We start from the raw sequence: 16,344 nt of genomic DNA on the forward strand, positions 1-16,344 counted from the left end.
GCGCGACGGCGCAGCTCAAGCGGATAACGGGAAGGTCGTGCCATGACTCGATCCTTTCATGAAATCGAGTCTCTACTGGAACCGGTGCGGTTCATTCTTCCCGCTCCGGATCTTGTTGTCCATCTTGTTCCTCGCTGGTGCCCCTTTTTCCGCGGCGGCCTTCTCCATCGCGTCCAGGGTCTCGGGCTCCACGATCATCCCAACGGCATCATGATGGGCCCGGGCCGTGGTCGAGTCCACGCTGACCAGCGACAAGTCCATCAGGCCCCGCTTCGCCGCCTCGGGGATCGCACCCTGGAACACCGCGGTGAACACCCCGGCGTCCCGCCACTGCCGAAACCGGCCGTACACGGTGGACCAATGCCCGAACCGCTCGGGCAACTCCCGCCACTTCGCCCCGTTCCTGAACCGCCACACGACGCCCTCGAAGTGCGCCCGTAGGTTCTCCGGGTACGGCCCGTACTCACCGACCGGCAAGAACGGAGAGATGAACTCCCACTCGGCGTACGAAAGTTGAGGTCGAGACACCCCACCGTTCTACCCCAAGGACCCCGACCCACCCGAGGCGAGACGAGGCCCACGAGATCACAACTCAACACAGGCCCTGGCAGGTAGGTGCTGGTGCTGCTGGCCAGCCCCGAGCGCATCCCCATCTTTGGCTAATTCCGGCAGTTCACCAGGTTCTGCCGTGGGAATAGCGTTAGAGCGCCCCTGCGGCGGGCCGCCGGAGTTCTCGATCACGCGGCACAGCCCAACAAGAGAGCACCGACCGACAAGGAGGATCACTATGTCGTGGGTGACCAGCAGCCTTCGGGCGCTCAGTGGTGAGATGCGTGCACGGTGGCACGGGTACTTCGTCGGATACGGGCAGCAGGACTGACGCTCGGCAGCCGGACCAGACACAGCCCTGACCGATAAGGAGGACAGCCGCGATGTCATGGATCATCAGGAGCCTTCGGGGACTCAGCGGTGAGGCGCGTGCACGGCGCCACGGGTACGGCGGCAGGTACGGGCACGACGCCTGACGACACTCTCCCGTAAAGGGATGGGACGAGAGGCCGGACCGCCGCGCGTCCCGTCCCTGTCAGATGGGCGGATGACCCTTGCTCCTGGACAGGAAGAGTCTGTGGCCGCAACTGCGGCGGTGGGAGAAGCAGGCCGCGGACCGCCACGGTCCGTTCAGGCTCCGCTTCGGCACCCTGTTCGTGGCCGATGCCGACGCGGCCCGGGACATTCTGGTCGACTCGGCCGGCAACTACCTGTCCCAGTCCGGGTTTCTTCGCCTGGGACCCGAATCCCTGCCTCGTAAGGTACGGAGTGAAGCCTCCCGCGAGCTGCTCAGGGTCCTGTCCCGGCACGATCTCACGTCGTCGTTCGACCTCGCCTCCGCCCTCGGTGAGGTGAGTGACGGCCGCGGCCGCCTGCGGCACCAGCGCTGGGGCGTCGAACTGGTGCGGCGGTACTTCGCCCCCGTCATCGCGCACCCGCGCCATACCGAAATCAACGCGCTCGTCGACGCCTACGTGACGTCGAGCGTCGTCGCCGACGACATCGTCGGCCATGTGCTGAGGCGCTCGCACCGTACGGTGCCTGCCCTCCGGGCCGGGCTCGCCGAACAGCTCGGCCGACTGCCAGCGCCCGAAAGCGACGCGCAGGACCTGGTCGACCTGGTGCTGGGCCTGCCCGGAGAGCTGTCCCCGGTCGATCGCGCGCAGTTGTTGCAACGCCTCGTCCTGTCCACGGTCGGCTTCACCGGCGTGACCCTCGAATGGGTAGTGATGCTCGGCATCAGGCATGGCTACGACGCCCCGGCGGTGTGCCAGGAGCAGGTCCATCGACTGGTCAAAGAGGCGTTGCGTCTCTACCCGACCGCCTGGCGCCTGATCAGAGTGGCCGCCGCCGACCACGACATAGCCGACTCACGGGTCCGCGAGGGCGAGCACGTCCTGATCGGCACGCACGCGATCCACCGGTCGGCGACCGTGTGGGACAGACCCCTGGACTTCCGCCCCTCACGCTGGCAGCAGCCGACCGACGACCAACGGCGCTCCTACCTCCCCTTCGGCAAAGGCGAGGGTATGTGCCCGGCGAACGGCTTCGCCGCCAAGGCCCTCGAACACCTCAGCCACCTCATCCTCCACGATTACCGGGGACACGTGCGGCTGCGTACCCGCAGGCCCCACGTCCGTACGCTCCTGGCCCCACCTACCGGCTGGACTCGCCTCACCCCCGCCCCGCCATCCGATCGCTGAACCGGCCCCTTCGGCCCGGGCTCGACGCAGAGGCGTGCCTGCGCCGAGAACGAGGCGTCGACGACGGAGGGTTCATGACCGCCCTGCACACGTCCAGGCGGGAGTGCACCGCACCGGGAAGGCGACGAAGACCTGTCCCGCCTACGAGCGCGTACTGTTCGGGCGCTCCCTTCCGTCCGCCCCGACTGCCGCTCGGCTGACTGAGCGGTCACCGCACCGCCACCCTGACAAGGACATCGGCATCTCCGGCCGCGAAGGGGCGGGCGGTGGCCAGGCCATGGCGCAGGATGCGCTGGTGACGAAGCACCTGTGACAAGCCGCGTGCCTCATCGGTGACAACCAGATTGCTTCGTCCAGCCCCATTCGCCACATCACCGGCTCCACCGGTGACAGCGGACGGAAGGCGGCCGTCTCGTTGGTCTTGGCCCCCACCTCCCGCTGGGCCAGGGTGACGGCGGGGGCATGGGTGACGGCGGACAGCAAGTGCCGGTGGCGCTGGGTTCGCCCGGCGGAGTAGCGGACAAGTTCTGCGACACGAGCAGATGCGGGTACGCCGGTATCCTCAGGCAGATCACGCATCGGTGAGAGGGGCGTGCCGACCGGGTGACGTACGAACGGTTCGCCGGGGAAGTCTGCCAACAGGGGCCGAACGACGGCTCATGGCACGAGGGGGAGGCACCCGCCTGATGAGCAGTACGCCTGCGCTCGAGCCGGGCGGGGCCGACCGCGCACCGCTGCCTCGCTCCACAGCGGAGTCTCCTGCACACCACTTGCAGACCCGTCAGGCGACCACTCCGCCCTTGCCGCCACCGGCGTACGCGCGCGATCTGCCGGGCTGGCAGCACATCGGTACCGCGCTGCGCCGGACCCCCGCCTCGGTGTGGAACGACAACGTGACCGACTTCGCCGCCGCCCTCACCTATTACGCGGTGCTCGCGCTCTTCCCGACGCTTCTTGTCACGGTCTCGCTGTTGGGAATCGTCGGCGCCTCGACCACCGACAACCTGATCAGCAACGTGATCGCTGTCGTGCCGGCCGAGTCCCGCCCCGTCATGCAGAGCACGTTGCGGGGCATGGCGGAGCAGCACTCGGCTGCGTGGACGCTGGCTGTCTTCGGCGTGATCGGCGCCCTGTGGTCCGCCTCCAGCTATCTGGGGGTCTTCCGACGGGCCCTGCACGTCATGCACGGCGTTGAGGACCTGCGCCCGGCGTGGAGGACAGCGCCACGGCTGGTAATGACTGCCCTGGTGCTGCTGATGCTGCTGGTTTCCAGTGCCCTGGTACTCATCCTGACCGGTGAAGCGGCCCACACCGCCGGTCGGCTCGTGGGCATGGGCGGCATGGCCGGTAGTGCCTGGAACGCTCTGAAATGGCCGCTCCTGTTGTGCCTGGTCGCGATCTTGGTGCTGGTGCTGTTCCGCTCGGGCCCGGCCGGGACACATGGGGTGCGGCAGAGGCTTGTGGGAGACGCTCTGGCCGTGGCCCTGTGGCTCGTCGCCTCCGCGAGCTTCGCCCTCTACGTCTCGCACGTCGGCACTTACAACCGGCTGTACGGGTCGCTCGCCGGGATCATCGTCTTCCTGGTGTGGCTGTGGCTGTCCAACCTGGCTCTCCTCACCGGCGCCCAGTTCAACGCCGAACTGGCCAAACTCCGCCGTCGGTGACCAACAGGGCATATCGCCCGCCGGGCCCGCGCGACGGGCCTCTCGCTGTAGGGCGTCCGAGGGCTGGCGGGCACTGCCGGCTCACTGGCACCAGCGACTTCAGAGTCGTCGTCGATCATCAGGACCCCACCATCCCGCAAGTCATCGGCCGAGCGCCAGTTGCTCGACGTCTAGGCTCCACCACCCTGGCTGGAAACGAGGCCGTTCGACGAACCCGGACTGCCGTACAGAGCCGAAAGACACCCGTCAGCTGGGGGAGTCCCCTGGGACCTCTCTGGGACTTCCGGCCCCATCAAGCGGCACGAACGTGAAATAGCCGAAAGGTCATTCGCACGGGTCAGCTACCGCCAACCGCTCATCGCGGCAGGTCACCGCACTCGCTGGTCTCTTCCGGGACATCTGACGCGACCGTGCCGTCGTCCCCTTCCCGGCCTGTCGGCACGCGGGCCCCTGACGGGGGCGCCGGCCCTTCGCCTGGCGCGGGCCCGCGCCAGGTCGTGGGATCCCGGCGTCGACGGTCGGGGGGCGACGACCGCGTCCGGAGCCGGGCCGTGGCCGCGGCCGTCCTGCCGAAGGCGGCGCCGCCCGGCTCCCGGGGGCCGCGTCGGCCGCCGACGTCCGTCTTCCCCAACGGACGGGCTTCGGTCACCATGGGCACATGGCGTATACGAGGGGAACCACTGAGGGCATGCGGTCGCAGCTCATCGACCTGACGGACGTGCCACTGGACGAACTGGGCCAGGTCGGCGGACTGTCCGACGCCCTGTCGGTGTTGCGAGGGCAGCTGGCCCACACCGGGGCGCCGCTGTGCGAGGGCAGCATGGCGGCGATGTGCGGCGGGACGACACGGAGGGGATGAGCGACTCTCTCCGTGACTGTTGACCCCTCCCGAGCGCTACCGCATCGATCCGCGCACGCTGACCGGGATCGCTCTCGGGGACGTGGACGAGGCCGACGTCGCCCTGCTCGGCTCGGCGCAGCGCAGTCGGCTGGTCCTCGCGCTCAAGGCGCTCCTCGAGCTCTCCGGGCACCCTGACGGGCGCTGGCCCCGGGGCGCGCCCCCGACGAGCGCGGCGTCGGCCTGGGCGCTGTTGAGCCACGTCCAGCGTTGCGCCCCGGACGAGGTGGAGGCCGTGCTCCACGATCCCGCGGTCGGCGCCTGCGCCTTCCAGCTCCTGCGGCAATGGGCGCACGACCTCGCGGGAGCCCACGACGACGCTCCGCCGTGGGCCGGGGCGTCCCTGCTGACCTCTCTCGCGGCGGCCGCCGCCGTACGCGCCGGGATGCGCTGCTCGCTGCGGCTGCCGGCCCGCGGCGGGCGGCTCTGGCTGCCCTCCCTCGGACTCACCGGAGTGGTCGCCCGCGGCGACTGGGCGCTGGTCGGGGTGGAGTCCGGCCCCAGCGGAACGGTCGTGTACGGCGACGGCGGATCGGTTCGCCTTCCGCCCGACCTGTCGGCCGCCGCCGAGGGCTGGTCCCCGCTGCCGGTGGTCGGGCTCAACTGGCCGGACGGGCGGCGTCGGGCCGTACTGGACCACCTGTCGCCCCACCGGGACTTCCGCGCGGTCCGCGGTCCGCTGGACCTCGGCCCGGCCGACATACAGGACTGGCGACAGGTGCTGCACGGCTCCTACGAGGTGCTGCGGCGCACCGACCCGGCCGCGTACCGGGCCGTGGCGGGGACGCTGCGCTCCGTCGTCCCGCTGGAGAGCGCCGGGGCGTTACGGGTCGTCAGCGCGTCCGTGCCCGACGCGTACGGCGCGATCACCCTGTCCTTCTCCACGGACGTGCCGTCCATGGCCGCGGCCCTGGTCCACGAGGCTCGGCATCAGCTCCTCACCGCCCTCGACGACCTGACCCCGCTTCTCGTCCCGGTACGGGAGGGCCCCGAGCCCGTCTACTTCGCGCCGTGGCGCACCGATCCGCGCCCGCTTCGCGGGCTGCTGTACGGCGCTCACGCCTTCGCCGGAATGGTGTCCTTCTGGCATCGCCTCAGGCCGTCGGAGGGGCAGCGGGCGGACTTCGAGTTCGCGTTCTGCCGGTGGCAGCTGCGCACGGCGCTCGCGGCCTTGCGCAAGGCCACCCACCTGACGGAGGCCGGGGGGCGCGTCGTCACCGCCCTGGCCGAGGCGGCCGCCGCGTGGTGGCCCGCGCCCGTGCCGGGCCCGCCCGCCCGGTTGGCGGAGCTGTGCTCCCGGGAGGCGCGGGCGTCGTGGCGGGCGACGAATCTGGCGGTGGACGCGTCAGCGCTCCAGGCGCTCGCCGCCCGCTGGGCGGAAGGCCGGCCGCCGTCCTCGACGCTGCCGGCAGCCCGCATGGCCACGCATCGGCCGGCCTCGGCGGGAGGCGGAGCCCTGGCCTGGCTGGCCCGGTTGCGGCTGTCCGACGCGGAGGCGTTCCGCCACGTCCGGGCCGGTCTGGGCTCGGGTGCCATCGACGCACTGGAGATGAACGGCGCGTGCGCCGCCGACGCCGCTCTGGTGGCCGGGAAGCACGAGGAGGCGCTGCGCGGCTATCGCGAGGCCCTGTCCGGCGCCCGCTCGGGCGTCCTGCCCGCCGCGCGCGCCTGTGTCGGTGTCGGCCTGGCACGGGGGTGCGAGGACTCGCCACTCGTGGAGCGCCCGGAAGTGGTCCTGGCGCTCCACGACGCGCTGGGACAGCGGGTGACCGAGCCTCCCGGGCCCGAAGAGCTGGCCGAGTGGCTCGCGTCCCGGGCGCCGGCCCCTCGGTCAGACGCCGAGTAGGTCGATGTCGCAGTTGGCCCGCTTGTGGTTCTCGGCGTCGGCGGTGGCCTGGTGGTCCGGACCGTGGACCTCGTGGAAGAGGACCACCGCCCGCTCGTACAGCTCCTGTGCCCGTGCGGACTCGCCCAGGCTCTGCAGGTCGTAGGAGAGGTTGAGCATCACGGCCAGCGTGGAGGGGTGGGCCTGCCCCCGGGACTGCCGGCTCAGGTCCAGGAGCTCCCTGTCCATGTCACTGGCCTCGGCGAACCGCCCGACCGCGTAGTGGTCGCTGGCCAGGTTGGTGCGGGCCAGGAGGCTGCGCGGGTGGTGGGGGCTGAGGACGCGGCTCAGGCCGTCCACCGCGGCGTGGTCCAGGTCGTGGGCCTCGTCGATCCGTCCGAGCAGCCGGAGGGTCACCGCGAGGTTGGTCGCCGTCGCGTAGGTGTGCGGGTGCACCTCGCCCAGCAGGTCCCGGCACCGGTCCCTCGTCGCCCGGCCGAGCTCCGCGGCCCGCTCCAGGTCACCGGTCTGCCGGAGGTCGGTCGCGTGGTTGAGCGCCGCACGTACCGTCTCCAGGGAACGCTCGCCCGCTTTCTCCCGGAGCACCTTCAGCGCGGCCGAGGACAGTTCCAGGGCGTCGTCGTGCCGGCCGAGCTTGCGCAGGGTCACGGAGAGCTCCCGGGTGGCCCGGATGGTCATGTCGTGCTCGGGGCCGAGCCGCTGGAGCGCCAGCGACCGCAGATCCGCCAGCATCTCCCGCGCCTCGTCGCCGCGGCCCAGTTCCTGGAGGTCCAGGGCCATCTGGTAGCGGCTGCTGAGGGTCGACATGTGGTCGTCGCCGAGCACCTCGACGCGCCGCCCGTAGGTTTCCTCGTCCAGGCGCAGCGCCTCGGCGAAGTCTCCCGCGAGGCGGAGGCTCACGGTGTAGTTGTGCGCCGCCTGCAGTGTGCCGGGGTCGTCGGGGCCGAACTCGAGGGCTGTCGTCTCGTACGCCCGCTGGTCCAGTTCCCGCGCCTGGTAGAAGTCGCCGTTGAGCCGGAGCAGGATCGCCAGCACGCTCAGCGCCCGCTGCGTGGTCTCGTTGCGCTCACCCAGCACCCGCCGGCAGCGCTCGACCAGTTCCTGCTGGAGGTCGTGCGCGTCGCTGTAGCGGTTCTGCCAGCGCAGCGCCAGGGCACGCACCTGGTCCACGGCGATGACGTGCTCGTGGTCGTCGCCCAGGGCGCGCCGCCACATGGCCGCGGCCTCGGCCGAGACCTCCAGGGCCTCCTCGTAGTCACTGCGTTCCAGCATGAACTGGGCCTCGTTCAGGATCAGCTGGCGGGCCCAGCCGTCCTCGCACTCGACCATCCGGGTCGCCCGCACGTGCGGCAGGAGGGCCGAGTACCGCTGCCAGGTCTCGGGCAGGCCCGGGTTCCTGGGGTCCGCGTTGGCAAGGATCTGGTGGGCGCAGTGGCGCATCTTGGCGCGTTCCTGCGGATTCATCTGCTCGATGAGGACGCGCTGCACGAGCCGGTGGACCTGGATGGTCGCATTGCGGTGGTCGATGCGCGCGAGCGCGTATCGACCGATCTCACGGACGGCCTGGGAGATCTTGATGGGGTCTTCGAGCGCCGCCCGCAGTTCTGCCGGTCCGTCGATTCCGCGTACCGCCTGGAAGAAACCGCGGGAGATGGGTTCCGGGGCGAAGAACGCGCAGATCTGCAAGAGCTGGAGTGCAGCCGGATGGTCCTCCCTCAGACGGTCCAGCGACACGTTCCAGGCGGCGGCGACCGGCAGGTCGTAGTCGGCCGGCGGAGTCAATTCCAGGAGTTGTGCGCACTTGGTCTCGAAGAGATCCAGGTACTGATTGGCCGGCATGCCCGTCTCCGCGAGCCACACCGCCGCCTGTTCGACGGCCAGGGGCAGGTCACCGAGGGCGTCGGCGAGCCTGTCGGCGGCCTCTTCGGGAATTTGCGGACTGCGTCGCTTGATCAGCGCGACGCTTTCCGTGCGAGTGAACACATCGACCTCTAGTGAGCTGGCCAGCGTGGACCATTGGGAGTTGCGGGAAGTTACCATCACGCGCCCCGGACCGTTATGAGGGAAGAATTGCCTGACCTCATGCGGGTTCTCCGCGTTGTCGAAGACCAGCAGCCAGTTCGAGTAGGGTTGGCCCACGCGAAGTGCCTCCAGGACCGCGGGTACGGCGCTTCGGTCGGCACCTGCCCGCAGGCCCATGTGTTCCCCGAGCTCGATGAGGGACTGCACGATCAGATTGGTCTGTTCGGCGGGAATCCACCAGATGAGTTCGTATTCCCTGCCGTACCGGTACACGTATTCGATCGCGATCTGGGATTTCCCGACGCCGCCCATGCCGTGCAGGGCCTCGGGCAGCACGGCGGTCGTCACGTCGTCGGCCATCCGCCGGCGCAACTTCTCGAGCAGCGCTTCCCGGCCCGTGAAGTTCCTGTTCCGCAGCGGCAGGCTCGCTCCGATGCGCCTGGGGTTCGGCACCGGGTGCTGCGCCGGCGTGGTCGCCGAGGCTGCGGGCTGCTCGACAGTGGACGACACGGCTCCTCCTGAGACTGCGGACGATGGCGACTCCTGGGGCGGGGTCACGGGTACGGGGCGCACAGGATGCGACTCAACCGTATCCGATTGATCACCCTGTGTCATATTGGCAGGTGGATCAGATGTTCGCTTCCGCCCGCGTTCCTCGTGCAGCAGAAGCTGTAGCCGATTGGCCCGCGCCTGATAGGGACCCGAGAGAGCGCACAGGGCGGTGCGCAGATGTCTGACGAAGGGCCGGGTGCGGTCGTCCAGCGGCGGGTCGGGTGCGTCCGCCTGCCAGGCGACCAGGGCTTCGCCGCCCACGACGGCCCGCGCCAGCCGGGGGCCCAGGTCGGCCGAGATCTGCCGCAGGACGCTCATCGTCTCGGGGCGGGTCCCCAGTCCGAGCAGTTCTTCCCTGATGCCGTCGGCGAAGTCGAACGACACGTGCTCGGCGTCCTCCACGTCGTCGTCCTGCCGGATCCGCCGCAGCAGGCCGAACATCATGATCTCGGCGAGGTTCCAGGTCGCCGCGGAGGGCGGCATCCGCTGCACCAGGCGCATGACGGGAAGGTTGAGCGGCGCGGCCGCCAGCCGGCGCGCCAGTGCGAAGGTGGTGGGCGACACCCGGGCCATGAAGCGCTGCACCGTCTCGCGGGGGCGCCCCGGGAGCGGCCCGGGGAGCCCCACGGGCTGGTCGGTCCGCAGCTCCAGGTCGCCGTCGGGCCCGGTCAGCAGCACGGCCATCTCGTGCCGGGCACCCCACGAGGCGACCAGTCGGGCCCAGCGGGCGAACGAACCCGGTGTGAGCTCGAGCAGCGGCACCGGCACCGGTTCGGCCGGGTACGGCGAGTGGGGGTCGCCCAGCGACTGCAGGGCCGGACTCAGCCGGCGGACGGTCGTCCTGCGGTTGGGCACCAGGCCCCCGGGGACCCGCAGTTCCGCCCGCACGGCCGTGGGCAGGGTGATCTCCCACGCCTCCTGCGGCATCAGACTCAGCACCGCGGTGGGGCCGGTCCGTGCGAGCGCGTGCACGTAAGCGGCCGCGTCGCCGTTGCGCCAGGAGTCGGAGTGGCCGTCCGTCACCACCAGGGCGATGCTGTCCGGCCCTTGGCCGCCGACGCCCTCCGTGATGCCCAGGGCGCGTATGCGGCTGCCGGCCGCGGTGATGTCCACCCTGGTCACCGTGATGAACCGGAAGGCGGTCACCTCCTCCATCACCCGGCGCAGCTGGCGTACGGACTCCTGCCACAGGGTCATGGAGGAGTGGTCGTCGACGATCAGGGCCAGTCTGATCCGGCGTTCCTCGGCGGGATGGCAGACGGGCAGCCACAGGCCCTCCGCGGCCGCCCGCTCCGCGGTGGCCTCCTCGTCCAGCGTCCAGTCCGAGGGTGACGGTCGGCGCAGCCTCAACGGGCGCAGGGAGCGCGCCAGTTCGCGGCTCGCGGGCAGTCCGCCGACGGCGCGCCGGCCGCCCTTCGCGGCTCCGTCGTCCTCCCCCGCCCTCCCCGGTCTCGACGGGAACGGGTGGGCGGTCCCGAGAGCGTCGGGGGCCGCCCGGCCCGGGGTGACGGCGTGGAGTGTCCCCCGCGCTGCGCGCAAAGTCGGCGGATGCCCGTTCGCCGCACCGGCCCGGGCCTCGTCCCGCGGAGCGCCGTGTTCCGGCGCCCCGGACGGCCGGGTGCCGGTCTCGTCCGGGGCCCTGGACGGCGCCGGAGAGTCCCCGTCCGGAGCCCGGGGCGACGCGGAAGAGCCCCCCTCCGGGGCCGGCGCGGGCGGCGCCCCCGGCTCCCGGCCGGAGTCCGGGCCGGCGGGGCCGCCCCCGGCATGCCCGTCGTCGGGGGCGGCCTCCTCGCCCGGCTCCCGGCGGGACCGGTCCGACGTCCGACCCGGCTGCCAGTCGCGGTAGGGATAGGGCACGGCCGCGTCCTGGTACGCCGCGAGGTACAGGGCGTCCAGCAACTCCTGTCGGGACGGCCGCGTCGACGGACCGTCGGCCGGCCGGGTCACCGGTGCCTCGCTCCGGCGCCGGGTCCGTTCAGCCGGTGCCACACCGATTCGCACCATTCCATCAGCGACCCGTCGTCGTCCTCCACACGGCCGGACGTCGCCAGGTAGAGGGAGTTCAGCAACTGGTCGATGGCGAGCCCGCCGCGTTCACGGCTCCGGTCGAGGAACCTGGCGACGAGGTCCCCGCCCCACTGGGCGACGTCCTCGTCACCGAGGTGCGCGACGAGCATGTCGGCGAGGTCGTGCTCGTCGGGCTCCGGCATGTCGAGCAGGAGGCAGCGGCGCAGGAACGCGGGCGGGAACTCCCGTTCGCTGTTCGACGTCATGATGACGACGGGGAAGGCACTGCACATGACCCGTCCGCCGGTGACGCGCGCCTCCGCACCGGGGTCGTCCGTCAGTACCGGGACCGTGGGCTCGCGGCGACTGGCCCGCAGGAGCTCCGGGATCGTGTAGGAGCCCTCCTCGAACACGCTGAGCAGGTCGTTGGCCAGGTCGAGATCGCTCTTGTCGATCTCGTCGATGAGCAGGACGCGTGGCTCGTGGTGCGGCAGGAGGGCGGTGCCCAGGGGGCCGAGCTGGATGTAGTCACCCACGCTCAGCGGGGCGGCCGGCCGCTCGGTCGCGTTCGCGGGGTCTCCCGCCGCGGCCGTGCGGGCCGCGGTGTCCTGCACCCTGCCGATCGCGTCGTACGTGTAGAGGCCGTTCTGCAGAGTGGTGCGGCTGGTGATGTGCCAGCGCAGTACGCGCCCGAGGCGCAACTCGCGGCTCACCCGGTAGGCGAGGCTGGACTTGCCCGTGCCCGGGCGTCCCGTGACGAGCAGTGGCCGACGCAGTACCAGTGCGGCGTTCACCATGTTCGCCTCGCGCCTGACGGCCTCGGAGGAGTCGTGGGCGCCGGGCCGGTGGATGCCGAGACGGCGTACGGTCTCGGTCTCGTCCTCGGGCGGTGGCGGCAGCGCCGGCCCGCCGTCGAAGGACCGCCAGGGCGGTGGCGGAGGCAGGAGGTCGCGCAGGGTGGTGTCCCGCAACGGCTCACCGGTGCCCCGGTATATCCACCAGCGGCGTCGCCGGGCGTCGTCGGGCGGGGGCACCGCCGCCCCCGTGTCGTCAGGACGAGTCACGAGCCCTCCTCCCCACCGGTGCCGGAATCCGCCGACGTGTCCGTGGACGCGGTCGGCACCCGGTTCGGGTCGTCCCAGAGCAGGGCGACATGGCGTCCGACCAACAGATCTCCTTCAGGATCGCGGTCGATCGAGGCGACACGCAACGCCTTGACGATGCCGGGGAGGCCACGGAGGTCGTGTCGGTCGAGAAGGGAGCGCAGCGCCGTGCGGAAGGCGGGGTCGCCGACGCCCCTGCGGTCCCAGAGAACGACCGGTACCCCGGCTCTGAGTGCCTCCACCAGTTCGTCCTCACCACGGTGCGCTCCGGCTTCGTCTCGTGCGCCGCCGGGTGGTTCGCTGAGCACCACGACCGCCGGCGAGGGCTCGGAGAGCAGGTGGGACCGGCCGTCCTCGGGGTACCAGTGGACGCGTCCGGCACGGCCCTCGGTGAAGGCGTCCCAGCGGCGCCCCCAACGGCCGTGCAGGTCGCGTCGGCTCAGCCTTTCCAGGCTTCGGATGACAACATGATGGTCCTCCCCCAGCACTCCGCCCACCCCTTGGAACGACGCCTTGCGCCATCGTTCCACATCGAGGCCCAACAGGCTTCTGGGCAACACGAATTCCAGCGCGAGTTCGGACCTCCGGTGGGCCACGTCGCTCTCCGTGTGACGGACCAGGGTGGCCACCTCGCTCTCCGCGGCGCGCAGGCTGATCCGGACGTCGTCGCCCTTGACCAGCGCGTCGGGGTGCACTCGGAGCCAGTGGCTGAGGAGGGCGTCGTGACCGGAGGCGGGATCGCGGTCGAGCAATCGACGCAGTCCGATGACGAGACAGTCGGACGGATCCCATGTGCCCGCGCCCTTCCGCTCGGCGGGCTGCCCCGCCAGTTGGGCGGCCGGACCGTCGGCCGGCTCTGCCGGCCGGTACGGGTCGTGCCGCTGGGCCCAGTCGATGACGTGCTGCTGCCGCTGCCCCTCCGCTCCCAGGGCGAGGAGCTGCTGCAGTACCTGGAAGCAGGGCAACTGCTCGCCGGGTCTGGCGTTGAGCGTCGCCGCGTGGACGAAGACGGTCCACGGCTCGGTGCAGTCGAAGGGCGCGACCATCCGTCCCAGACCGCTCAGGAAGGCGGCGTACCGGCGGTCGAGGCCCGGGATGCGGATGCCGTCCAGCAGTCCGAAGAGCTCGTCCCAGTCCTCGTCGGGGAGGAGTTCGACCTCCCAGGAGGCCGCGGTCACCTTGAGCCTGCGGATGGCGACCGACTCGCCCTCCCACGTCTCGAGGACCTCCACCAGCCGGGATATCCCGGCCGGCCGGGTCCGCAGGACCTCGATCATGCTGACGATCACCCCGCGCCTGGAGGTGCCGGCCGTGCTGTCGAGGGCCGTGTGCAGGTCGGGGCAGAGCCGGTGGACGAGTTGGCGCAGGGTCTCCGGATCCCGCAGGCACCGTACGTCCGCCACCGCGTCCACGAGATACCTCGGTACCGCCCGTTCGGCGACCGTCATGCACCGGCCTCCGCTCCGGGCTCCTCCGTGCGGCACATCCGGTCCAGCAGGTCCAGTGCCGCCGTCGCCGACTCGGCGTCGCCTCCGAGACCGCGCACCGCCGAGCGCAGTGCGGCGTGTCCGCCGCGGTGGTCGAGGCACGCCTGGATCACGGCCTGGAGCTGTTGGCGGGGCCAGGGATGGTCCCGGATGCTGCGCCGCAGCGGGGCGGGGAGCGCGTCACGCAGGGTGCGCCCCGAGTCGTAGCCGATCTGCGGCACGTCCAGGAGGGCGTCCACGAGCGCGTACTGCGCCTCGACGGTGGGTGGTGTGCGCGGCCGGGGCAGCGGCGGGCGGACGGCGGCCGAGAGCGCGGGCCACAGGCGTACGGCACTCTCGACCGGGAGCATCCAGGCGACCTTGGTGGCGCGCTCGGTGGCGGCCGCGGTCACGATGCCGATCACGCGGCCGGCGGGCCGGTCCCACACGGCGGCGCCACTGAAGCCGCGCTCCACCGGGGCGCCCGTGGTGCGCAGGCCGTCGAGCTGCACCCACTCCGGGCACGGGCCGCCGCCTCCGGTGACCCGGGCGGTGGCGATCAGCCCCGCGGGGGCGCCGCGCGGGTAGCCGACGACGGCCACGGCCCGGCCGTCCGGCTCACCGCACGGTGCCAACGGCAGTACACCGCAGCCGCGTCCGAGGCGGGGGTGCCCCGCGTCCAGGGCCAGGACGGCGAAGTCCGCACGGTCGGCCAGCGGCGTTCCGGGTGCGCAGGCACCCAGCGGGGGAGGCGGCGCCCAGGCGCCCGGAACCGGGTGGGCCGTCGCGGACCAGGCGCGTCCCGGCAGGTCGACGACGAGCGGGCCGCCGGTCGGACCGCCCATCGCGGCCGTGACGACGTGGGCACAGGTCAGCACATGGGGCGTGGGCCTGCCGGACACCGTGAGGGCCACCAGCACACCGGCCCCCCACACCGTGCCGTCCGTGGACAGCACCCGCACCTGACCTCTCTCCGGCCCCACGTCAATCGTCTCCCCCGAGCGCCGCGTTACGTGTTCGCCTTACCCGCTGTCAGTGTACGAGCGACAGCGCGTTCACAGGCCCGCTCGGCCCCCACCGACTTCGCGGGCGCGACCGTGCCTCGCGTGCGCGTGCGGGTGTCGCCACCGGGCTCGGGGGGAAAGGCGATCACCGGCTTGTCTTCCCGCTTTTCGTACAGCGATACTGTCGAGCCGATGTGAATTCTGGATTGGGTAAGTATCGCAGAAATCGTTCACTCGACTGCCGCGCATCCGACGGAGTAGGCAGACGTTACTTCGGATATGACCGAGGAAAACGGGGAATTGGCGGCGCTTGGCCCATACACCTACAGGCCCGGCAGAAATCACTGTCCGTCACCGAGCGACGGAACTCTGACCAGAGGCGGGCACCCCGTCCCTCTCCGGGTGACCGAGCCCGTTCTGCAACGGTTCCTGGACGTCATGACCGAGTTGGAGACCGGTCTCGCCGAGCGGTGGGGCCGCGCGCAGGGCTCCCCGACGCACACCCGGGCGGAGTGACCCCCGCGTCGTGCACGAAGACCACGCCTACCCCCACATGCCGTACGGCGAGGGCCTGTTCCGCCCCACGGGCGCCGGCCGGCACCGCGGGCCCGAGGAAGCCTTCCAGGAGACCCTGGTTCCGCCCGAGCCCGGCTGGGACCCCGCCGAGGAACTCGCGTTCCTCCTCCAGGACGCCATGGGGCAGCAGACCGGCGTCCCGCACGCGACGGACACCTCGGCGCTCGCACCCGCCCCGGGCACACCGCTGAGCAATCTGCGGGAGATCACGGCGGAACTGCCCCCGTTGAGGGAGTCCCCGACGAGTCATCGCAGGGTTCGCAGAGGGAGAAAGGTGAGCCGGCTGCGTGCGGCGAGCCTGTTCGTCGCCGCGCTCGCCGCGGTCATCGCGGCCTCCGTGAGCCTGTTCGGCGGCATGGTGGCCTACGAGCCGCTGCGTCTGGCCGCCATGACCCGTGCCCGCGGCAGCGTCGTGTCCTGGTGGCCGCTGCTGGTCTACGGGCCCTGGCTGGTGGCCTCCCTGGCGGTGCTGCGGGCCGCGCTGCACCAGCGGCGGGCGGTGCACTCCTGGGCCGTCGTGCTGCTGTTCTCGGCCATCGCGATGCTGCTGTGCATCGCCGAGGCGCCCAGAACACTCAGCGACGGGTCGGCGGCCGCCCTGCCCGGCCTCGCCTCGCTGGTCTGCTTCCAGCAGATCGTCCGCCAGATCACGCTCACCCGTCCGCCCCGTCGGGCGGTGCCGCGCCACCGGCAGGGCGCCGCGGTCGCGCCGGGTGACGAGCCGTCGGGCACGGCGGCCTCCGACCCGGTGTCCCTTCCGCGTCAACGGCGGAACGGCGCACGCTCGCCACGGCCCGGCGCGGGCCCCGGAAAACAGCCCTGACCCGGAGCGGAACCACTCGTTCGGAACGGCTCCCATTTCCTCCGGATTCGAATACACGTAAAGCGACGGAATGCGGAAGCCGTTGTGGCCGGGTGTGATGTTCTTGGCATAAGGCGGCGTGCATGGCCACC

Annotated in this window: 9 protein-coding genes and 1 pseudogene; 5 read left to right on the forward strand and 5 right to left on the reverse strand. The window is 71.5% G+C overall.

Annotated elements, in window-relative coordinates:
- Positions 1–144 precede the first annotated feature (144 nt).
- A pseudogene (locus tag ACGFYH_RS31825) lies at positions 145–528 on the reverse strand (transposase); the annotation flags it as partial.
- A 575-nt stretch (positions 529–1,103) separates the two neighbouring features.
- Between ACGFYH_RS31825 and ACGFYH_RS31830 the strand changes: the two are divergent.
- The 4 genes from ACGFYH_RS31830 to ACGFYH_RS31845 all read left to right on the forward strand — a co-directional run bounded on the left by ACGFYH_RS31830 (position 1,104) and on the right by ACGFYH_RS31845 (position 6,660).
- Entirely contained in the window at positions 1,104–2,252 is a 1,149-nt protein-coding gene (locus ACGFYH_RS31830; protein WP_393806638.1) for a cytochrome P450, read from the forward strand.
- An 800-nt stretch (positions 2,253–3,052) separates the two neighbouring features.
- The gene (locus tag ACGFYH_RS31835) at positions 3,053–3,916 is read left to right on the forward strand and encodes a YihY/virulence factor BrkB family protein (RefSeq protein WP_393806639.1); all 864 of its coding nucleotides are present in this window, start codon (positions 3,053–3,055) and stop codon (positions 3,914–3,916) included.
- Positions 3,917–4,574: 658 nt separating this feature from the next.
- Entirely contained in the window at positions 4,575–4,775 is a 201-nt protein-coding gene (locus tag ACGFYH_RS31840; protein ID WP_393806640.1) for a hypothetical protein, read from the forward strand.
- 19 nt (positions 4,776–4,794) lie between these two features.
- On the forward strand, positions 4,795–6,660 hold the full coding sequence (locus tag ACGFYH_RS31845) for an aKG-HExxH-type peptide beta-hydroxylase (RefSeq protein ID WP_393806641.1): 1,866 nt from the start codon (positions 4,795–4,797) through the stop codon (positions 6,658–6,660).
- On the opposite strand, the gene fxsT is transcribed toward ACGFYH_RS31845, so the two are convergent.
- Genes fxsT through ACGFYH_RS31865 form a run of 4 tightly spaced genes read right to left on the reverse strand, consistent with a single transcriptional unit; the run spans position 6,646 to position 14,793 of the window.
- Complete coding sequence (gene fxsT, locus ACGFYH_RS31850; RefSeq protein ID WP_393806642.1) at positions 6,646–11,181, reverse strand: FxSxx-COOH system tetratricopeptide repeat protein; 4,536 nt, start codon at positions 11,179–11,181, stop codon at positions 6,646–6,648. The genes ACGFYH_RS31845 and fxsT overlap by 15 nt on opposite strands.
- On the reverse strand, positions 11,178–12,305 hold the full coding sequence (locus tag ACGFYH_RS31855) for an AAA family ATPase (protein WP_393806643.1): 1,128 nt from the start codon (positions 12,303–12,305) through the stop codon (positions 11,178–11,180). Before ACGFYH_RS31855 ends, fxsT begins: the two co-directional genes overlap by 4 nt.
- Entirely contained in the window at positions 12,302–13,792 is a 1,491-nt protein-coding gene (locus tag ACGFYH_RS31860) for a hypothetical protein (protein WP_393806644.1), read from the reverse strand. The genes ACGFYH_RS31855 and ACGFYH_RS31860 overlap by 4 nt, the downstream gene beginning before the upstream one ends.
- Positions 13,789–14,793, reverse strand: a complete 1,005-nt coding sequence (locus ACGFYH_RS31865) for a trypsin-like peptidase domain-containing protein (RefSeq protein ID WP_393806645.1) — start codon at positions 14,791–14,793, stop codon at positions 13,789–13,791. The genes ACGFYH_RS31860 and ACGFYH_RS31865 overlap by 4 nt, the downstream gene beginning before the upstream one ends.
- A gap of 574 nt (positions 14,794–15,367) precedes the next feature.
- Between ACGFYH_RS31865 and ACGFYH_RS31870 the strand changes: the two genes are divergently transcribed.
- Positions 15,368–16,213: a DUF2637 domain-containing protein gene (locus ACGFYH_RS31870; protein ID WP_393806678.1), complete on the forward strand. Its 846-nt coding sequence runs from the start codon at positions 15,368–15,370 to the stop codon at positions 16,211–16,213.
- Positions 16,214–16,344 lie beyond the last annotated feature (131 nt).

This window comes from Streptomyces sp. NPDC048392 (assembly GCF_043200575.1).
GTDB lineage: Bacteria > Actinomycetota > Actinomycetes > Streptomycetales > Streptomycetaceae > Streptomyces.